This window comes from Maribacter sp., assembly GCF_016744255.1.
In the GTDB taxonomy this organism is placed as follows: Bacteria; Bacteroidota; Bacteroidia; order Flavobacteriales; family Flavobacteriaceae; genus Maribacter_B.
Genome location: NZ_JADGES010000033.1, coordinates 15,663 through 32,764, shown reverse-complemented (window position 1 = coordinate 32,764; position 17,102 = coordinate 15,663). Strand labels below are relative to the sequence as shown.

General features: G+C 32.2%; 16 protein-coding genes. 6 read left to right on the top strand and 10 right to left on the bottom strand.

Annotated features, from left to right (window positions below):
• The first annotated feature begins 60 nt into the window (after positions 1–60).
• A protein-coding gene (locus QZZ51_RS07710; protein ID WP_291868199.1) for an IS3 family transposase occupies positions 61–1,232 on the top strand; the annotation gives its coding sequence in 2 pieces (ribosomal slippage) (positions 61–316 and positions 316–1,232; 1,173 coding nt in all).
• Here the strand turns inward: QZZ51_RS07710 and QZZ51_RS07705 are convergent.
• Together QZZ51_RS07705 and QZZ51_RS07700 are read right to left on the bottom strand one after the other, a co-directional pair.
• On the bottom strand, positions 1,206–1,952 hold the full coding sequence (locus QZZ51_RS07705) for a nucleotidyl transferase AbiEii/AbiGii toxin family protein (protein ID WP_291868198.1): 747 nt from the start codon (positions 1,950–1,952) through the stop codon (positions 1,206–1,208). The two genes, QZZ51_RS07710 and QZZ51_RS07705, sit on opposite strands and share 27 nt — an antisense overlap.
• The gene (locus tag QZZ51_RS07700; RefSeq protein ID WP_291868196.1) at positions 1,949–2,680 is read right to left on the bottom strand and encodes a DUF6088 family protein; all 732 of its coding nucleotides are present in this window, start codon (positions 2,678–2,680) and stop codon (positions 1,949–1,951) included. Before QZZ51_RS07700 ends, QZZ51_RS07705 begins: the two co-directional genes overlap by 4 nt.
• Positions 2,681–2,922: 242 nt before the next feature.
• Between QZZ51_RS07700 and QZZ51_RS07695 the strand changes: the two genes are divergently transcribed.
• Positions 2,923–3,888, top strand: coding sequence for an endonuclease/exonuclease/phosphatase family protein (locus QZZ51_RS07695; protein WP_291868193.1), 966 nt, complete (start codon positions 2,923–2,925; stop codon positions 3,886–3,888).
• Between the two features lie 410 nt (positions 3,889–4,298).
• Here the strand turns inward: QZZ51_RS07695 and QZZ51_RS07690 are convergent, their stop codons facing one another.
• Both QZZ51_RS07690 and mnmE read right to left on the bottom strand, forming a co-directional pair.
• Positions 4,299–4,844 (bottom strand): HipA domain-containing protein, encoded by a 546-nt coding sequence (locus QZZ51_RS07690; RefSeq protein ID WP_291868191.1) that lies wholly within the window; start codon positions 4,842–4,844, stop codon positions 4,299–4,301.
• Positions 4,845–5,262: 418 nt separating this feature from the next.
• Positions 5,263–6,663 (bottom strand): tRNA uridine-5-carboxymethylaminomethyl(34) synthesis GTPase MnmE, encoded by a 1,401-nt coding sequence (gene mnmE / locus QZZ51_RS07685; protein WP_291868188.1) that lies wholly within the window; start codon positions 6,661–6,663, stop codon positions 5,263–5,265.
• Positions 6,664–6,805: 142 nt separating this feature from the next.
• Between mnmE and QZZ51_RS07680 the strand changes: the two genes are divergently transcribed.
• Together QZZ51_RS07680 and QZZ51_RS07675 are read left to right on the top strand one after the other, a co-directional pair.
• Complete coding sequence (locus QZZ51_RS07680; protein ID WP_291868185.1) at positions 6,806–7,360, top strand: hypothetical protein; 555 nt, start codon at positions 6,806–6,808, stop codon at positions 7,358–7,360.
• A 79-nt stretch (positions 7,361–7,439) separates the two neighbouring features.
• Entirely contained in the window at positions 7,440–7,805 is a 366-nt protein-coding gene (locus tag QZZ51_RS07675; RefSeq protein WP_291868182.1) for a DUF4870 domain-containing protein, read from the top strand.
• 196 nt (positions 7,806–8,001) lie between these two features.
• Here QZZ51_RS07675 and QZZ51_RS07670 read toward each other — a convergent pair whose 3' ends face one another.
• From QZZ51_RS07670 to QZZ51_RS07655, 4 genes are all read right to left on the bottom strand, one after another.
• Complete coding sequence (locus QZZ51_RS07670) at positions 8,002–9,189, bottom strand: DUF418 domain-containing protein (RefSeq protein ID WP_291868179.1); 1,188 nt, start codon at positions 9,187–9,189, stop codon at positions 8,002–8,004.
• Between the two features lie 658 nt (positions 9,190–9,847).
• Positions 9,848–10,966, bottom strand: a complete 1,119-nt coding sequence (gene dnaN / locus QZZ51_RS07665; protein ID WP_291868175.1) for a DNA polymerase III subunit beta — start codon at positions 10,964–10,966, stop codon at positions 9,848–9,850.
• Between the two features lie 354 nt (positions 10,967–11,320).
• Complete coding sequence (locus QZZ51_RS07660; protein WP_291868172.1) at positions 11,321–11,617, bottom strand: antibiotic biosynthesis monooxygenase family protein; 297 nt, start codon at positions 11,615–11,617, stop codon at positions 11,321–11,323.
• Between the two features lies 1 nt (position 11,618).
• The gene (locus tag QZZ51_RS07655) at positions 11,619–12,449 is read right to left on the bottom strand and encodes an SAM-dependent chlorinase/fluorinase (protein WP_291868169.1); all 831 of its coding nucleotides are present in this window, start codon (positions 12,447–12,449) and stop codon (positions 11,619–11,621) included.
• Positions 12,450–12,579: 130 nt separating this feature from the next.
• Between QZZ51_RS07655 and QZZ51_RS07650 the strand changes: the two genes are divergently transcribed.
• Entirely contained in the window at positions 12,580–13,533 is a 954-nt protein-coding gene (locus QZZ51_RS07650; RefSeq protein ID WP_291868167.1) for a PhoH family protein, read from the top strand.
• Between the two features lie 8 nt (positions 13,534–13,541).
• Positions 13,542–14,489, top strand: coding sequence for a phosphoribosylaminoimidazolesuccinocarboxamide synthase (locus QZZ51_RS07645; protein WP_291868163.1), 948 nt, complete (start codon positions 13,542–13,544; stop codon positions 14,487–14,489).
• A 1-nt stretch (position 14,490) separates the two neighbouring features.
• Here the strand turns inward: QZZ51_RS07645 and QZZ51_RS07640 are convergent, their stop codons facing one another.
• Together QZZ51_RS07640 and QZZ51_RS07635 are read right to left on the bottom strand one after the other, a co-directional pair.
• Positions 14,491–15,144 (bottom strand): 3'-5' exonuclease, encoded by a 654-nt coding sequence (locus QZZ51_RS07640; RefSeq protein ID WP_291868161.1) that lies wholly within the window; start codon positions 15,142–15,144, stop codon positions 14,491–14,493.
• Positions 15,144–17,063 (bottom strand): DUF294 nucleotidyltransferase-like domain-containing protein, encoded by a 1,920-nt coding sequence (locus tag QZZ51_RS07635; protein WP_291868158.1) that lies wholly within the window; start codon positions 17,061–17,063, stop codon positions 15,144–15,146. The genes QZZ51_RS07640 and QZZ51_RS07635 overlap by 1 nt, the downstream gene beginning before the upstream one ends.
• Between the last annotated feature and the right edge of the window lie 39 nt (positions 17,064–17,102).

Genomic DNA, 17,102 nt, shown 5'->3' with positions numbered 1-17,102 from the left:
TGGAGTTACTACATTTGTTTGGACGGTAGGTTAAGCTTTAAATTAATAACTTAACCCACGATGAAAACAGAAAGAAGACATTACGAAAAGTCATTTAAAATAATGGCTGTTGAATTAGTTAATTCAGGAAAGAGTACTCGAGAGATTAGCAATGATTTAGGCATTCGTCAAGAATTACTATCGAGATGGTGTAGAGAGTTTAATGGAAATTCTACGGGTAGTTTTTCTGGAAATGGCCGTCCTAATTTAACACCAGAACAAAAAGAAATTACGGAATTAAAGAAAGCATTGAGAGATGCAGAATTAGAGCGTGATATCTTAAAAAAGGCAGTGAGCATCTTCTCCAAGAACGGATAGATATTTTTAGTTTTATAGATACTTATAAATTAAAGTATCCTATCGAGAAGATGTGTAAAGTATTAAAAGTAAGTAAGAGTGGTTATTACTACTGGTGTAAAAGATTGATTTCTAATAGAGAAAAAGAAAATAATAAGTTGCTACAAGAAATACTAAATATATATAATCAGAGTAATGGTAGTTATGGTAGTCCTCGAATACAGGAGGAATTATATCAACTAGGATATAAAGTCTCCCGTCCAAAAGTTGCTAGAATAATGAAGAATAACAACATACAAAGTAAAATTAGGAAAAAATGGATAGTAACTACGGATTCCAAACATAGTGACCCAATAGCTCCTAATTTGTTGAATAGAAATTTTACAGTTGACTTGCCAGGTATGGTATGGGTCTCAGACATTACCTATATAAACACTAAAAATGGATGGGTATATCTAACAGTAGTAATTGATTTATTTGACCGTAAAGTAATTGGTTGGTCATTAAGCGCTACTATGAAAGCAGTCGAAACATCTATTGAAGCTTTAAAAATGGCACTGTCCAATAGAAATCGAAGTAAAAACTTGATATTTCATTCAGATAGAGGTGTTCAATATGCTTGTAGTGATTTTTCAAAGATTATAATTGAGAATAACATAATCCAAAGTATGAGTAGAAAGGGAAATTGTTGGGATAATGCAGTTGCAGAATCTTTTTTCAAAACATTAAAAACAGAAAGTATATATCAATACGATTTTAAATCTAAAAGAGAAGCTAGAAGTGAAGTCTTTAGATATATAGAAATATGGTATAATAGAAAAAGAAAACATTCTACTTTAGGATATAAAACCCCTTTAGAAATGGAAAATTTATTTAATATGAAAAATGCAGCTTAACTTATTGTCCGACTTTTTGTTGCAATTCCATTCATCTTTTAATAGTTGGTGAATATCATACACATGCCTGATTTTAGCCCTCAAATCTACTATTGGGGTTTCAGTATGTGAGAACCTTACCAAGCTCATTATCTTTTCACAAAGTGTTCTTATTGAATCTAAAACGAGCGCTTCAAAGGGCAATAGGTCATACTCTTCTGCTAAGGCTGTTTGATGAGTGGCAACCATCATATCATAGATATAGGTGTTCAGTACTTTATTAGAATATGGCTCAAAATAGCCTAACCATGTTGCTTCTATGATAATGACATCTCGTACTTGTCCGTAATTTCCTTTAAAGGTTTTTGGGTAGTTATAGGCTATCTTTCGAATCATTCCCATTTTATTTGTAATACCCTCAATATCTACTTCTACAAATGGTACTGTTATTGCATTTGTTATTTTTTTAAGCTTATTCTTTAATCGACTACCCGTTTCATCCTCTCTTCGTAATACCACTAAATCAATATCTTCAGAAAAACGGTCAATAAATTTGTAACACTTTGATAATGCCGTACCGCCTTTAAATATGGCTTCATGTTTGATTTCGCTTTCATAAATGAGTTTTAATGCATAGCACACCCAATAGTCCTTTTCTATATAGATATCCAAAATATCCATGCGTTCTGCAGTAGCTTTCACAGCTTGTTCAAAGAGCTCTTTGTTTTCGTGTAACTTCATTTTATATTCCAGTATTTCGCATTTGACAATACATCCTCAGAAATATTCAGGCTATAAACCGTTATGGGGTTTAAAGAATCTTGAAGGTCTCTTAATTCTATTTCTACTTTACAATCAATATCTCTTAATAATGCGCCTAACAAAGCCCTTGTTACTGGCGAATATTTGAAAGCAAGTTTTATGAGTTGTTTTTGTTCATCACCATTCAACTCACGTAATAAGGACATAAGTCGAACACAACTTTTATCAATCGTAGTATCTGGTATTTTCTTTATATAGCGTATAGCATCTAACAATCGTAATAGTGGAATGTTTTCTTTGTTAATCGTATTCTTTTGTTTGATAAACGCAATTCTAAAACGGCCTCTTTTGAATGATGGTCTTATCTCTCGTTTGCCAATTTGTATAACGCTACTCACTTGAGTGGTAAGACCTAATGAATTATAAATACTATACCCCGTAATATAGCCAACAAGCTTTCCGTTTTCTTCCAACAAATCTTTTACAATTTGACGTTGGTCTGGAAACAAAGAACCAAATACCGTTTCTTGTGGCTTAAAGTACTTACCCTTAGATAGTTTATTGATTTTGCCAGAAGCAGCCATTCTATTCAGATGTTTGATGACAGCTTCCCTTCTACTCACCTCATTCATAAAGTCTATATAGGTAAATACATACCCCTTTGGGAGTTTATTTATCTTATCTTCAATATATTCAGAGGTTTTCATTGAAACATATTTTTACAAACATATTAAAAATGTCCAGTTTATTAACTAATAAACTGGACATTTTTATAAAATATAATAACTTTATTTGTATTGCTTTACTGGGTGTTGTTACTTGCGGAGTAATCTTCCGCAAGTAACAACACCCACCCCATCTCCCTTCACAATACGTAACCAAACACTCAGCATATCAATTTTTTCGCACAAAAAACTTGACAATTAACTAAATTTAGTAATTTCATACCATGACATCAATATTCGATACTCCACCAGAAGAGATTCAAATTAACGTTAAACAATTAGCAAAAGACCTTGACGAGAAGTTACCTGCAAGAAAGGTAGATAAAAACCTATTGATAGGTACTTGGAACATCAGGGCTTTCGGAAATCTTACGCGCAAATGGGAATCTAACGATGATGATAGCCCTCAAAGAGATTTACATTCAATATTGTGCATCGCAGAAATCATTAAACGTTTTGATGTGATTGCCATACAAGAAGTAAAAGCTAATATCAGAGCTTTAAGAGACACCTTAAAACTTTTAGGAAGCAATTGGTCTTTAATTCTTACTGATGTAAGCAAGGGAAGCTCAGGCAATGGAGAACGGATGGCTTACTTATTTGACACACGTAGAGTTCAACTCTCTGGACTTGCATGCGAATTAGTAATACCTAACGAATGGACAAAGAAAATTGGAAATGAGTCTGCACTAGATGAGCAATTCGTAAGAACACCATATGCTGTTAGTTTTAAATCAAATGACAAGACCTTTATTTTAGTGACTCTACATATAAAGTATGGGAAGAAATCAAAAGATAGAATTAAAGAATTAAAAGGAATAGCCAAATGGCTTTCTGATTGGGCAAGTAGTATAAATGCTTATGACCAAAACCTTATTGCTTTGGGTGATTTTAATATTGATAAGCGAGGAGATTTATTAGACGATACTTTTTTATCGGAAGGTCTCTATGTTCCTCCACAATTACAAAACAAAGAGGTAACAAGGTCGATTTTTAATACCACTAAATATTATGACCAGATTGCATGGTTTAATAATAATGGTAAAATACCAGACTTATCAATGGATTTTGTTGATGGAGGAAATTATGATTTTGTTACGCATGCTTTATCTAATAGAAAAATATCAAAACGAAGTTTGTCCTATTTAATCTCTGACCACTACCCCCTTTGGGCGGAATTTAAACTTTAGTAATTTTCAGACACTTATTAGATTAATTAAATTCTCGTATTAACAAATCCATGTTTCTACGGAAGTTAAAAAGCTCTAGGCTTTCCAACCTCCTCAAAACCGCGCATAAAAGTATAAAGCACAAAAAAGCGCTTCATACATTTATTTTGCCAACGCTCGATTTATCGAAAAGAGAAAAAAGCGACTTTAGTAAAAATGCGAGATAAGTAGTAAATTTTGCTAACTATCTCGCATTTTTACTAAAGCTTAATTCTCCCTTCTTGGAAATTAAGAAGTGTGGACTAAAAAATTCCTTGATTACGAAAATTCTTCATTTTTCATCAAAATCGGACGAATTTCATACCTTTAAAGTGTTAAAGTTTTGCGCGGGAATATTTTCGCTATTACTACGGGAAAATGTTAAAATATTTTTACACCTTTTTTACACCTTGACCCTTTGACCCCATACACAGTAAGGGTTCGGTAGATACTGTATTGGAAGTTATGTTTTTAAAAGTCTTTTCATATTGCTTTTTAGAAATACCAGCAAGTTCAGCGAGTTTAAAAAATTGCTCAGTAACCTTACTTTTGGATTCGTTAAGTGGTAAAAGCCCATTTTCTAAAGCAAAATCTCTGTCTTCAATATGTATTTTACTATTCAATAAATCATAAGCCGGACTCAATTTAAAATCACCTAAAGATGTTTCTGTCAAGGAGAAATTTTTATAATGTGCATCTCCGTTGGATATTAAGTAATTAAAGAGAAGGACTTTAAATAGTTTTATAGCTTCTATGGGGTTAGCAGGTACATACGTTTTTAAAAGTTTAAAAAGGGCAAGATAATTACCAGTGTATTTAAAGTCTGTTCCTCTACCTCCTAAAGAGGCAAAATCTTCCATAGCCAATTTAATGCCATCCTCTTGAACATCAAAACGTTTTGTAATATATGCAGGGTCTCCATTTTTAAAGAAAACCAAATACTAAAATAAGACAAGAATTGGGTAATGTTTTGTAAGTTACTTTTATGTATAGTAATGCTACTTTCTAATTCTAATATTTGAACTCATAGTTGATTTCTAGTTTAAACTAAAAGTGAATACAAAAATATGGTATATCTCTTTTATCTAAATTTAAGACTCAGGAATTAAGTAGATAATTTACCCTGAGAAGTAGTGTCTAGAAGTTTCTACAAGTGTCCAGGAGTGCCATAATCTCGCCACTTTTGTCGAATATAGCAGTAACCGATGAAAAAATACAAGTGGGGGTACAAATAAGGTACAACTTTTAGCATAATAGAAGATAACAGCGGATAATTGGAGTAAAAAAATAACCCCTTAGAAATAAGGAGTTAGGGTATGTGTTTGTTCGCTTTAACTAACTTTTATAGTCTTTAATTTATTTCCCAATACAAAAATTCGCAAATATATTACCCAAAAGCTCGTCGTTAGTCACTTGCCCTGTGATTTCTCCTAAGTGGTAAAGAGCGTCTTTAACATCTATAGCCATAAGGTCGCTAGGGAGTTCCTCGTCTATGCCAAATTGGACCTTTTGTATGGCTTCTAACGCTTTAAGTAAAGAGTCGTAATGTCTGGTGTTCGTAACAATAGTTTCGTTGTTACGGAGGGCGCCTGTATTTACAAATTCTAATAATTTGTTTTTTAAGGCTTCAACACCTTCGCCTGTTTTTGCAGAAATGTAATTAATGTTGTTTAATTGCTTACTAAAATTAGATTTAGCTTCATCCGAAAGTATATCTAACTTATTAATTAATAAGACGGTTGCTTTTAGAGGATATTTATTCTTAATTTTTTCTATTTCAACTTTTAAAGTGCCTATAGTATTCTCTTGAAACAATTGTAATCCATCTACCAAAAATAAAACCACTTGTGCTTGCTCAATTTTCTCAAAGGTTTTTTTTATACCTATGCTTTCTACTACATCTTTGGTTTCTCTAATACCTGCAGTATCAATAAAACGGAAGCCAATACCACCAATAGAAATTTCATCTTCAATGGTGTCTCTAGTAGTCCCAGCTATTTCACTTACGATGGCTCTTTCTTCATTTAATAAAGCATTTAAAAGGGTAGATTTACCAACATTGGGTTCCCCAACAATAGCTACTGGTATTCCGTTTTTTATAACGTTACCAACGGCAAAGGAATCTATAAGTCCTTTTAAAACTACTGCAATTTTATTTACTAATGCAATGAAGGCAGAACGGTCAGCAAATTCTACATCTTCTTCTGCAAAATCTAATTCTAATTCAATTAAAGAAGCAAAGTTTAGTAATTGCTCTCTTAAACTTTTAATTTCATTACTAAAACCACCACGCATTTGTTGCATAGCTATTTGGTGGGAGGCTTCATTCTCGGAAGAGATTAAATCGGCAACAGCTTCTGCCTGACTTAAATCCATTTTTCCATTTAAAAAAGCACGTAGGGTAAATTCACCAGCATTGGCCATTCGGCAATCATTGCGTAAAAACAATTGTATAATTTGTTGCTGAATATATGGAGAGCCATGGCAAGATATTTCTACCACATTTTCTCCGGTATAGGAATTAGGGTTTTTAAATACAGAAACTAATACCTGATCTAAGGTCCGCTCTCCGTCGATAATATTTCCTAATAAAATAGTGTGACTTTTTTGCTCTTTTAGTTTCTTATTATAGGAAGAGACAAAATGATTCGAGGCTACTAAAATAGCATCTGGACCAGAAAGGCGTATTACGGCAATTGCACCGGCTCCTGAAGGAGTTGCTAAAGCAATAATAGTATCGTTTGTTGTTGTATGCATCTTTGGCAAAAATAAGTAAAATGCGCATAGAAATAAGGAAATCTACTTTTTATGGCAAGCGCTTTGGGAAGGATCAACCTATTAGGAGTTGAACTATTTTGATCTCTTTAATTTTTACCATTAACATTTAAAAAAAAATAGAATGAAAAATTTATTGAAAGGACTATTGCTTTTTACATTTTTTGCAGGTACGTATGTTCATGCACAGGAAAATACTACCGAAGTAATCGTGGAAGAAGGGAAACCTCTAGAAGTAATGAAAGAAATAAAGGAAGAAGCTGCAGTAGTAAAGGAACAAGCTGTAGAAAAGAAAGAAGAAGTTGCTGTAGCGAAGGAAGAGGCTATGGAAGCAACTGCTGAGGTAAAGAAAGAATTGGAAGAGAAACAACGTAAGGAAGCACAGAAAAAAATAGATAAAGCAGAAAAAACGGCTAAAAAAGCAGAAAAAGAGATTAAGAAGGCTAAAAAAGAGGCTAAAAAGAAAGAAAAACTAGCTAAAGAAATTAAAGGAAAAAAGAAGGCTATTAGTAAAAAGGAAAAGCAAATAGCGAAGCTTAAGAGCAAATTAATAAAAGGAAAGAGCAAAGGAACTTTGTCTCCAGCAGATATAGAAAAGATAAACGGTAAGATGGATAAAGCCACTAATTCTATTACTAAGAATAAAGATAAACTGAGTAAATTGCTAAAAAAACAGTAGCATAATTTGTTGTCTTTTGTAACAAAAGTGGGAGTTAAGCGTCTTATTGGTAGTATTCATCATTAAATCAATCAAAGACATGGAAGTAATAAATCACACAATTGTAAAAAGAGAAGACAAACAATTATTAGTAATAACCCATTTATCTCAGTACTTGGATTATGTAACCGGATTTGGAGGACTTATAGTTCCTTTAATTATATGGTTAACCACCAAAGATGAGGTGCAAGATATGGATGAACATGGAAAGGCTATTATTAATTTTCAATTGAGCTTAATAGCTTATATTATTATAGGTATTCCTAGTATCTTACTTTTAGGATTGGGATTTTTAATAATTGGTTTTGCTATAATTTTAGGATTAATAATGCCAGCTGTAAATGCTATAAAGGCAAGTAACGGAGAAGCTCCAAGTTATTTTGGAACTTTTAAATTTATATCTTAGGAATTAATTAGTAGAGCTTTAAAAAGACACTGTCCCTCTAAGTGTGTAAGTTAAAAATACCGAGGGTTTGACATTTATTTAGAGTCGGACCCTTTTTTCATATACGGTTAAGAATTGAAGCACTATCTCATAAAGTGTGTAAGTAGTAAAAATGGTCAATCGAGATAAAATTCTATCAAACTGAATTAATAAGTAGCTAACTTCTGGCCTCTATCTGTTTAAATACCCAGGTTCCTTTATGCCATATAGTTTCCAAAGGACCTCTTTTATGATTGTTCATCCACCATGTAGAAAAATACCCCATTAAAATAGCTAATACAATACTAATTAGTAAACTGTAGGTTGCTCCAGTGTATTTGTATAATCCAAAACCAAACCCATAATAAATAGTTGACCCTATGATGGATTGAATTATGTAGTTTGAGAGACTCATACGTCCTAAGGGAGAAAAGATGCTTAATACTTTATTGAAGGTCTTATTTTCAAACAATAACACAAAGCCAGATATTAATATTAACATAAAGGAAATATTTGTCCAAGATTTTTCAATTATATTAACTGACCGACGAATGTTTTTACTATCAATTATATTACCCAAATTTATATTAATAATAAATAAAGGAATAAACACAAGGGATGAAATAAGGAGGGTTTTTAACCAAAATTGTTTGTTTTTAATAGATTTTGAAAATATTTTTTTTCGACCAGCAAGCATGCCAAATAAAAATAAGGAAAGAATATGTAGAAATCGTCCGTTTTCATTACTCCATTTTATGACTGCCATTTTACCATTCGTAAGGTTTCCTTTTACGGTGTCTATAAAAGAACCATTATGGATATATTCGTCCATCTTTCCAAAATATACCCACGACTCTGGGTCAGCTACTTTTATATCAGGATTTTGAATAGCATCTATTAAACCAATGAACTCAATAGGCTGTAGTAATAAAAGGATTGCAAAACTAAAAACAATTCTATTATTTAGATGAGCAAAAGGAATTATGAAAAAGCCTATGACTGCATAAATGGTAAGAATGTCTCCTTGATAAAAAGCAGAATTTATTATTCCGAAAATAAATAATAGAAGTAATCTCCAAGCAAATATCATTCGGAAATCTTTTCCCTTTTTTTCTTGATTTTTGGATTGAATAAAGAACGTCAGCCCAAATAGTAGAGCAAACATAGCATAAGACTTTCCTGCAAATAGGAAAAAAGAACTATCCCATATTATTTTATCTAAATTAACCACCCAATTAGGTAGGTTCGCTGGTAAGTAATAAACATCAAAATGTTCAAGATTATGTAAAAGCATTATGGATATAATAGCAAAACCTCGGATAGCATCGACAACATGCAGCCTGTTATTAGTATTCTTTAATTCCATATTTTTTATACTATTTTTGAGTAGCGACTAACTCTTTTCTTATACTATGAAGCCCAATTTTTTGAAAAATTATTCTTTATTATAAAGGTTATTGAAAATGGTATTTAGGCACTTGGCTCTAAAAGGAGTAATGAACAACTAAGGGTTATTACATATTTCATGTGTTTGTGTTTTATCTTTCATCTACTAATTATCATACCTGCAACATTTGTTTCGATATTCTTAGGTCTTTCTTATTGTTAACTTAGTAAAAGGGATTACCGTGTTTTAGGTTTAATTATACACTAATAGCTATCCTATTTATAAAAAAAATCTCATTTTAAAGAGTAATGGTACTCTTTAAGAAAATAATTTTTTCACCTAACTGCTTTACGGTTTAATAAAGATTAAGGTAATAAGTAACTAAGATTAAGAACAAATAATTTCTACAGTTAACAACAGAGTATCGATGAATGTCATGTTTAATATTTGTTTTTAATCTTAGTTGCTCTATACAAATGTAGGAGTAGGATGGTTAGTAGGTATCTGGTATAGGTAGCGGTGATTCTACAAGAATCTAAAATATCTGAAAGCACATGTTTAACGAAATGATGTGGAATATGCAACAAAAAAAGCCCACCATTTGGTGGGCTTTTTAAATATAATAAGGTTGGTTTAATTAGCTGTTAAGCATTACAGGCATTACTAGCATAGTAACTGTTTCTCCTTCATCTAAACCATCTACAGGAGTAAGAATACCAGCTCTGTTTGGTAAGCTCATTTCTAAAGAAACATCATCTGAAGTAAGATTGTTTAGCATTTCGGTTAAAAAACGAGAGTTAAAACCTATCTGCATATCATCTCCTTGGTATGCGCATGTTAAACGTTCTTCTGCTTTATTACTGTAATCTATATCTTCTGCAGAAATATTTAATTCTGCTCCTGCAATTTTTAATCTAATTTGGTGTGTAGTCTTATTAGAGAAAATAGAAACTCTACGTACAGAACTTAATAATTGTGCTCTAGAGATAGATAGTTGGTTAGGGTTTTCTTTAGGAATAACAGCCTCATAGTTAGGGTATTTTCCATCAATAAGTCTACAGATTAACTCTGTGTTTTCAAAACTGAACTTTGCATTACTATCGTTATACTCAATAGTAACATTTGCTTCGCTACCAGCTAAAATCCCTTTTAATAAATTTAAAGGCTTTTTAGGCATTATAAATTCTGCTACTTGAGAAGCTGTAATATCTGTACGTTGGTATTTTACCAATTTGTGTGCATCTGTCGCAACAAATGTTAAGTTCTCTGGAGAGAACTGAAAGAAAACACCACTCATTACAGGTCTTAAATCATCATTACCAGCTGCAAAAATAGTTTTGTTCAATGCTGTTGCTAAAACATCACCTAAAATAGTAGTAGAGCTTGGTTCAGCTAATTCTACAGCTTTAGGGAATTCTGCACCATCGGCATATGCTAAAGCGTATTTACCATGGTTAGAACTAATCTCCACCGTGTTGTTGTTTTCAACAACAAAAGTTAATGGTTGCTCTGGAAAAGTTTTTAAAGTCTCTAGTAATAATTTTGCTGGTACTGCAATAGTTCCTTCTGCATCAGAATCTACTTCTAAAATAGAGCTCATGGTCGTTTCTAAATCTGAAGCAGACACTGTAAGACTATTTTGTTTCAGGTCAAAAAGAAAATTATCCAAAATAGGAAGTGTATTGCTATTATTAATAACACCACCTAATATTTGTAATTGCTTTAATAAGTATGTACTAGATACTATAAATTTCATGCGTTTGTTTTTTTTGAATTTATCTTTTGGTAAAACCAGCTATAAAAAGCAAAATGCAATGTGAAAATTACTTTTTGCCATCCAAACAAAGATATTTTAAATGGTCATTTTATGGAAACAAACTTATCAACAGAATTAGAGCCAATAAAAGGTCGTTTTTAGAGCATAAAATGTTGTAAATAAGTAGGTAATAGCTTTGTTATGCTCATTATTTATTAACAAAATAAATTTATTAAATATAATTAGGGAGCATTCTCTGACCTAAAAAAAGTTTTCACAAAATTAAGATTGTTTATAACTATGGTGTTCTAACGGCTAGGTATTTTATAGATAAAAGCAAAAAGCACCACCTTTTCATTTTAGAGTTTCTTTTTTATGAACACTCCAAGCTTGTGGTTTATCTTGGAATAAAACTTTTGTTTTCTGCCATACATTTTTAAAAAAGTCCGAATTTCTATAGGTATTTAAATAAGATTCATCTAACCAATAGCTATAGGTAAAAAAAATAGTAGGGTTGTTTTTATCTTGGTATAATTCTAAAAATTCGCAGCCATTAAAATTACGAATATTGCTTTTTGTTTCTTTAAAGAGAGCCTCAAAAGTAGGTATATACTCTTCTTTAAAAGTTAATTTAACGATACGTACTAGCATCTTATAAAAAATTAATAGTTACAGTATCTCTATAATCTAAACCAAGTAGGGTAGAAGCACCACCTACGGTATCTAAATTACTTTTGTAAATAGCAAGTTCTATATAGCCAGAAGAATTAAAAAGAGCGAGTAAATCTCCGGCTCCTTTACGATTGTTTTTTTCTAAATCAAAATTTATAATATCGCTATATTTGTTTCTAATTTTTTTAATCACATTGTTTCTTGCGTGTAATTCAAAATCCCTCCCTTTTCTATACGAATCAAAAACATGTTGGGGAATATTGGTAATTACATTACCATAATTATCTATATAGATAACGTTACCAGTTATTTTATCTCCGTTATCAGAAACCCTTGCGGAGAATTCTCTTAATTCCTTTAAATTATTAAAAGGTTTACCAATAACTTCTAAAGTGCCACCTCTAGCTATATGGCAAGCAACTTTAACAAAAATATCCATAACAGGAAAAGGGCTATCGCTAGGATTAGGAAGGTTTATTTCTACTATTTTATCTGGTTTTCTTTCTGAAGTAATTAAACCCACGACACCATTATTAGCGGTAATAAAATAGTGCCCGTCTATTAAAACAACAATATGTTGGTTTTCTGGTGTAGCTTCCGAGTCTACTCCCACAATATGTATAGAGCCTTTAGGGAAGCTTTTATAAGAATTTTCTAAAACATAGGCACATTGTTGAATGTTGAAAGGTTCTATATGGTGCGATATATCAACAATCTTAACGTCGGAATCCTCTTTGTAGATAGCTCCTTTAAGCGCACCTACAAAAAAATCCTTTAAGCCGAAATCCGTAGTTAGTGTTATTATTGCCATACAGCAATGTTGATATGTTTTTGGTTATGTAAACTGAAAATTTACTTAAGTTTGTTAAACAAAATTAAACAAAAAAATAGCGGAGCGAAATTATTCTTTCGTAACCTTAATTTTTAAACCAATAAAATTTTTGAACGAACTTGTTTTAGAGATAACGGAGATTAGTCCAAGAGAGTTTTTTGGACAAGGAAATGAGAATATTAATCTTATTAAAAAGTACTTTCCAAAATTAAAAATTGTTGCTAGAGGCAGTAAAATAAAGGTATATGGAGATGATGAGCTTTTAGAAGAGTTCGAAAAACGTTTCGATATGCTTACGGCGCATTTTGCAAAGTATAATGCGTTAGACGAAAATGCTATTGAAAGAGTTTTAACTAGTGATGACGAAGCGGAAGACACTTCTTTAGATTATAGCGGAGATACTTTGGTTCATGGGGTTAGCGGAAAGCTTATTAAAGCTAGAACGGCAAACCAGAGAAAATTAGTAGACGCTTCAAGAGAAAATGACATGGTTTTTGCAATAGGACCAGCGGGAACAGGAAAAACATATACCGCTGTAGCAATAGCGGTTAAAGCTTTAAAAGAAAAGCAGGTAAAACGTATTATATTAACTAGGCCTGCAGTAGAGGCAGGGGAGAATTTAGGCTTTTTACCTGGAGATTTAAAAGAAAAATTAGATCCGTATATGCAGCCTTTATATGATGCTTTACGCGATATGATTCCTGCAGAGAAATTGGTGCATTATATAGAGAATGGAACGATACAGATAGCTCCTATGGCATTTATGAGAGGTAGAACTCTAGATAATGCTTTTGTTATTTTAGATGAAGCACAGAATACAACACACGCCCAAATGAAAATGTTTTTAACACGAATGGGTAAAAATGCTAAGTTTTTAATAACAGGCGATCCAGGGCAAATAGATTTACCTAGACGTACCATTTCTGGATTAAAAGAAGCCATATTAGTGCTTCAGAATTTAGAAGGAATCGAGGTGATTTATTTAGATGAAAGAGATGTAATTCGACATAAATTAGTTAAAAAAGTCATTGCAGCATATAAAAGTATAGAACATCAGAATTAATAATAAATATGAGTAATACAATTTTAGATACCAATTTTAATTTTCCAGGACAACAAAGTGTTTATAAAGGAAAGGTAAGAGAAGTTTATAAATTAAAGAACGATGTTTTGGTGATGGTGGCCACAGATCGTCTTTCTGCCTTTGATGTGGTTATGCCAAAAGGAATTCCGTATAAAGGACAAATTCTTAACCAAATAGCAACTAAAATGATGGCCGCTACTGCCGATATTGTTCCTAATTGGCTAACAGCAACCCCAGACCCAAATGTTGCAATAGGGCAAGCATGTGAGCCTTATAAAGTAGAAATGGTAATACGTGGTTATATGTCTGGCCACGCAGCTAGAGAATATAAAGCAGGGAAAAGAATGCTTTGTGGTGTATCCATGCCAGAAGGGATGAAAGAAAACGATAAATTTCCTTCACCTATAATTACACCTGCAACCAAAGCAGAAATGGGAGACCATGATGAGGATATTTCTAGAGAGGATATTCTAAGCAGAGGAATTGTTTCGGAAGCGGATTATATAGTGTTAGAAAATTATACGAAAGCTCTTTTTAAAAGAGGAACAGAAATAGCTGCTGCTAGAGATTTAATTTTGGTGGATACCAAATATGAGTTTGGAAAAACAGCCTCTGGAGAAATTGTTTTGATAGATGAAATACATACGCCAGATTCTTCTAGATATTTTTATGCAGAAGGGTATCAAGAGAGGCAAGAAAAAGGAGAAACACAAAAACAACTTTCTAAAGAATTTGTAAGACAGTGGTTAATCCGCAATGATTTTCAAGGTTTAGAAGGCCAATCGGTACCAGAAATGACAGATGAATATATAACTTCTGTTTCGGAAAGGTATATAGAGCTTTATGAGAATATTACAGGAGAAACTTTTGTGAAAGCCGATATTTCTAGTATTCAGGAACGTATTGAGAAAAATGTTATAGAGTATTTAGGGTAGATTACCTTAGTAACGATTTTAAGGTTACTGTCTTTTTTTTCTTAAGGGCAGTAACTATTTTTAAAAAAGCTATTGCCGTAATATAAGAATCTCCAAGGGCAGTATGCCTATCTTCTTTACTTATATCAAATTTATCTGTTAGCTCATCTAGAGTGTAAAAATCTTGCTTTTTTAAAAGATTAGATTTTAACTGCGTTTTTTTGTAAAGCGTAGAAGTGTCTAGGTATTTGTTTTTTAATTCTGGCAACCCTAATCGAGATAGGGCATGGTTCACCATATTAATATCGAACATGGCATGGTGTGCAACAATAACAGCATTTCCTAAGTACGCTAAAAATTGAATAATAGCTTCCTCTTCTTGGATTAAGTTCTTCTTACTGTTGCTCAGAATACCATGAATTTTAGCACTCTCTATCTTATATATATCTTGCTTTAGGTAAACTTCAAAAGAGTTGTGGACATTTATAGTGTTGTTTTCCAAAGACAATGCTCCAATACATAAAATTCTATCACTCATAATACTAAAACCAGTAGTTTCTGTATCGAAAACTACAAAGCGAATTTTAGAAATGTCTTGTGGAATCTCATTTTTAAAAAGATTTTCGTAGATGTTCCAATACTCTGGGTATACTTTTTTATTGCGTTTAAACCACATTAGCGTAATAAGTTATTTATATTATACCTAATGGTAATAAGTTCTTGTATTTCTTTCACGGTTTTAAAAGTTCGCTTAAGCTTTATCTTTTCCTCTTTGTTTAATTTGTCTAAAGCAATAAATCTACCAGAATCATGATGTAATAGACCTTGTTTTGTTCTAAATTTTAGAAGCGCTTTAGTAGCATAAGAACAAGCCAAATAAATCTCTGCATTATTGGGCTCTATTTCTGCAAGTTTTTCATACCGTTCCCAAGTATTACTTATAGATTTAACGGAGTGCGATAAAATTAAAACTCTTGCAGCATCTACCAAAGGCATTAAAGCTCTAGACTTTATATCGAAAAAGTCTTTATGTTGCCCATCTTGTTCTACCAAGAAAGATCTAAAGAAACCAGAAGGGGAAGGATTTTTTAAAGCTCCATTTGCTAAGTGTAATAAAAATAGCGGGTGTTTTTTAGTGGTTTCAAAAATATGTTCAGAAAGCGCATTAACCAAGTCTCTATTGCCATAAGAAATAGAGTAATCAAAAAATATGGAAGACATAAGTATTTCATCTGGCCCTGGACTAATAATCCAATGCGAGATCATATTTTTCCATTCTTTTAAGCTTAAACACCATTTTGGATTGGATGCCATCATTTCTGCAGGACAATACTCATAACCAATTGTGTTTAGACCTTTGGTTACGTGCACTGCTAATTTTAAAAAGTATTTGTTTGTTTTTTGTAAATCGCTCTCCGGAACATCATCAAAAACTAAAAAATTATCCTGGTCTGTATGTAGCATTTGTTCTCCTCTACCTTGACTTCCTATAGCTAACCATGCAAATTCTACAGGAGGCGGTGTTTTCATTTTCTTTAGAGAAATGTTAATCACTTGTTTTATACAAGCATCATTTAATTCCGATATAATTTTAGAAACAAGCCCCATAGGTATGTTTTCATCTAAATACCCTTGTAATAGATGCATTATACTTTTTCTAATAGGCTTTATCTGTTTGTGTTTTGTGGTTCTTTTTATAGCTTTTACTAATACAGCAGGGTTATCTCCTAGAGAAACCATTACATCGTGTTTAGATAACACGCCTACAGCTTTAGTGTTTACAGTACCATCTTCCGTTAAACAAAGATGACTAATACTACTTTTCATCATAGCCATTTGCGCTTGTGTAACCGTAAGAGTTTTAGGGTATGTAACAACAGGAGAAGACATTATGGTCGAAGCAGGGGCGGTTATTGGGTGTAACCCAGTAACAATTTTATTTCGTAAATCTTTATCCGTAACAATACCAATGGGTAATTCATCTTTCATTATTAAAATGGAACCAATTCTATTTTTGGTCATTATCTGGGCTACTTTTTTAACAGGAGTATCTTCGTCGCAACTAACTATTTTTTTTGAATATTTTACGGGTTGTAGATCTAAAAGTTTTACTTCGGGATTTATGGTGTCTACAGTTTCATTACCATATAATTTTCCTTTGTGACTTTTGGAATATGGATTTCTTGTGTTTGATGCAAAACTCTCCATTAAAAATGTGCTAACAGCATCATTTCTTTTTGCGTATGGTTTAAAAACTTCTAAAGGAATTCCGTAGAGTATACTCTCTTCGTGTGCCTTAGCTTCTAATTTGTAATTTTCATTAGCCATTAACGGGCGTAAACCAAAAATATCTCCTTCATCGCATATATCAATAATTTCATTATTAGTCGTTTTTCGTAGAGCAACGGCACCTTTATGTACAATGTAGAATATGGTATGAGGAATAGCATCTTCACTAAAAATGGTGCTATTTTTTTCTTGATATACAATACTTACTTCTTGGGAAAGTAGTTGTAATTCTTTTTTACTTAAAAGATTAAAAGGAGGGAAGTTTTTAAGAAAATCAGCAACACGTTCAGAAATAGTATTTTTCATAAACTTAAATTAACACTATTGTGCAAGAACTAAAAGGAA

Bases quoted from the DNA above. Each gene is read 5' to 3' on its own strand.
- QZZ51_RS07680 (WP_291868185.1), top strand. From the start codon at position 6,806: ATGAAAAATTTATTGAAAGGACTATTGCTTTTTACATTTTTTGCAGGT.
- QZZ51_RS07635 (WP_291868158.1), bottom strand. From the start codon at position 17,063: ATGAAAAATACTATTTCTGAACGTGTTGCTGATTTTCTTAAAAACTTC.
- mnmE (WP_291868188.1), bottom strand. From the start codon at position 6,663: ATGCATACAACAACAAACGATACTATTATTGCTTTAGCAACTCCTTCA.
- QZZ51_RS07700 (WP_291868196.1), bottom strand. From the start codon at position 2,680: ATGAAAACCTCTGAATATATTGAAGATAAGATAAATAAACTCCCAAAG.
- QZZ51_RS07705 (WP_291868198.1), bottom strand. From the start codon at position 1,952: ATGAAGTTACACGAAAACAAAGAGCTCTTTGAACAAGCTGTGAAAGCT.
- QZZ51_RS07640 (WP_291868161.1), bottom strand. From the start codon at position 15,144: ATGTGGTTTAAACGCAATAAAAAAGTATACCCAGAGTATTGGAACATC.
- QZZ51_RS07695 (WP_291868193.1), top strand. From the start codon at position 2,923: ATGACATCAATATTCGATACTCCACCAGAAGAGATTCAAATTAACGTT.
- QZZ51_RS07670 (WP_291868179.1), bottom strand. From the start codon at position 9,189: ATGGAATTAAAGAATACTAATAACAGGCTGCATGTTGTCGATGCTATC.
- QZZ51_RS07675 (WP_291868182.1), top strand. From the start codon at position 7,440: ATGGAAGTAATAAATCACACAATTGTAAAAAGAGAAGACAAACAATTA.
- QZZ51_RS07660 (WP_291868172.1), bottom strand. From the start codon at position 11,617: ATGCTAGTACGTATCGTTAAATTAACTTTTAAAGAAGAGTATATACCT.
- dnaN (WP_291868175.1), bottom strand. From the start codon at position 10,966: ATGAAATTTATAGTATCTAGTACATACTTATTAAAGCAATTACAAATA.
- QZZ51_RS07655 (WP_291868169.1), bottom strand. From the start codon at position 12,449: ATGGCAATAATAACACTAACTACGGATTTCGGCTTAAAGGATTTTTTT.
- QZZ51_RS07645 (WP_291868163.1), top strand. From the start codon at position 13,542: ATGAGTAATACAATTTTAGATACCAATTTTAATTTTCCAGGACAACAA.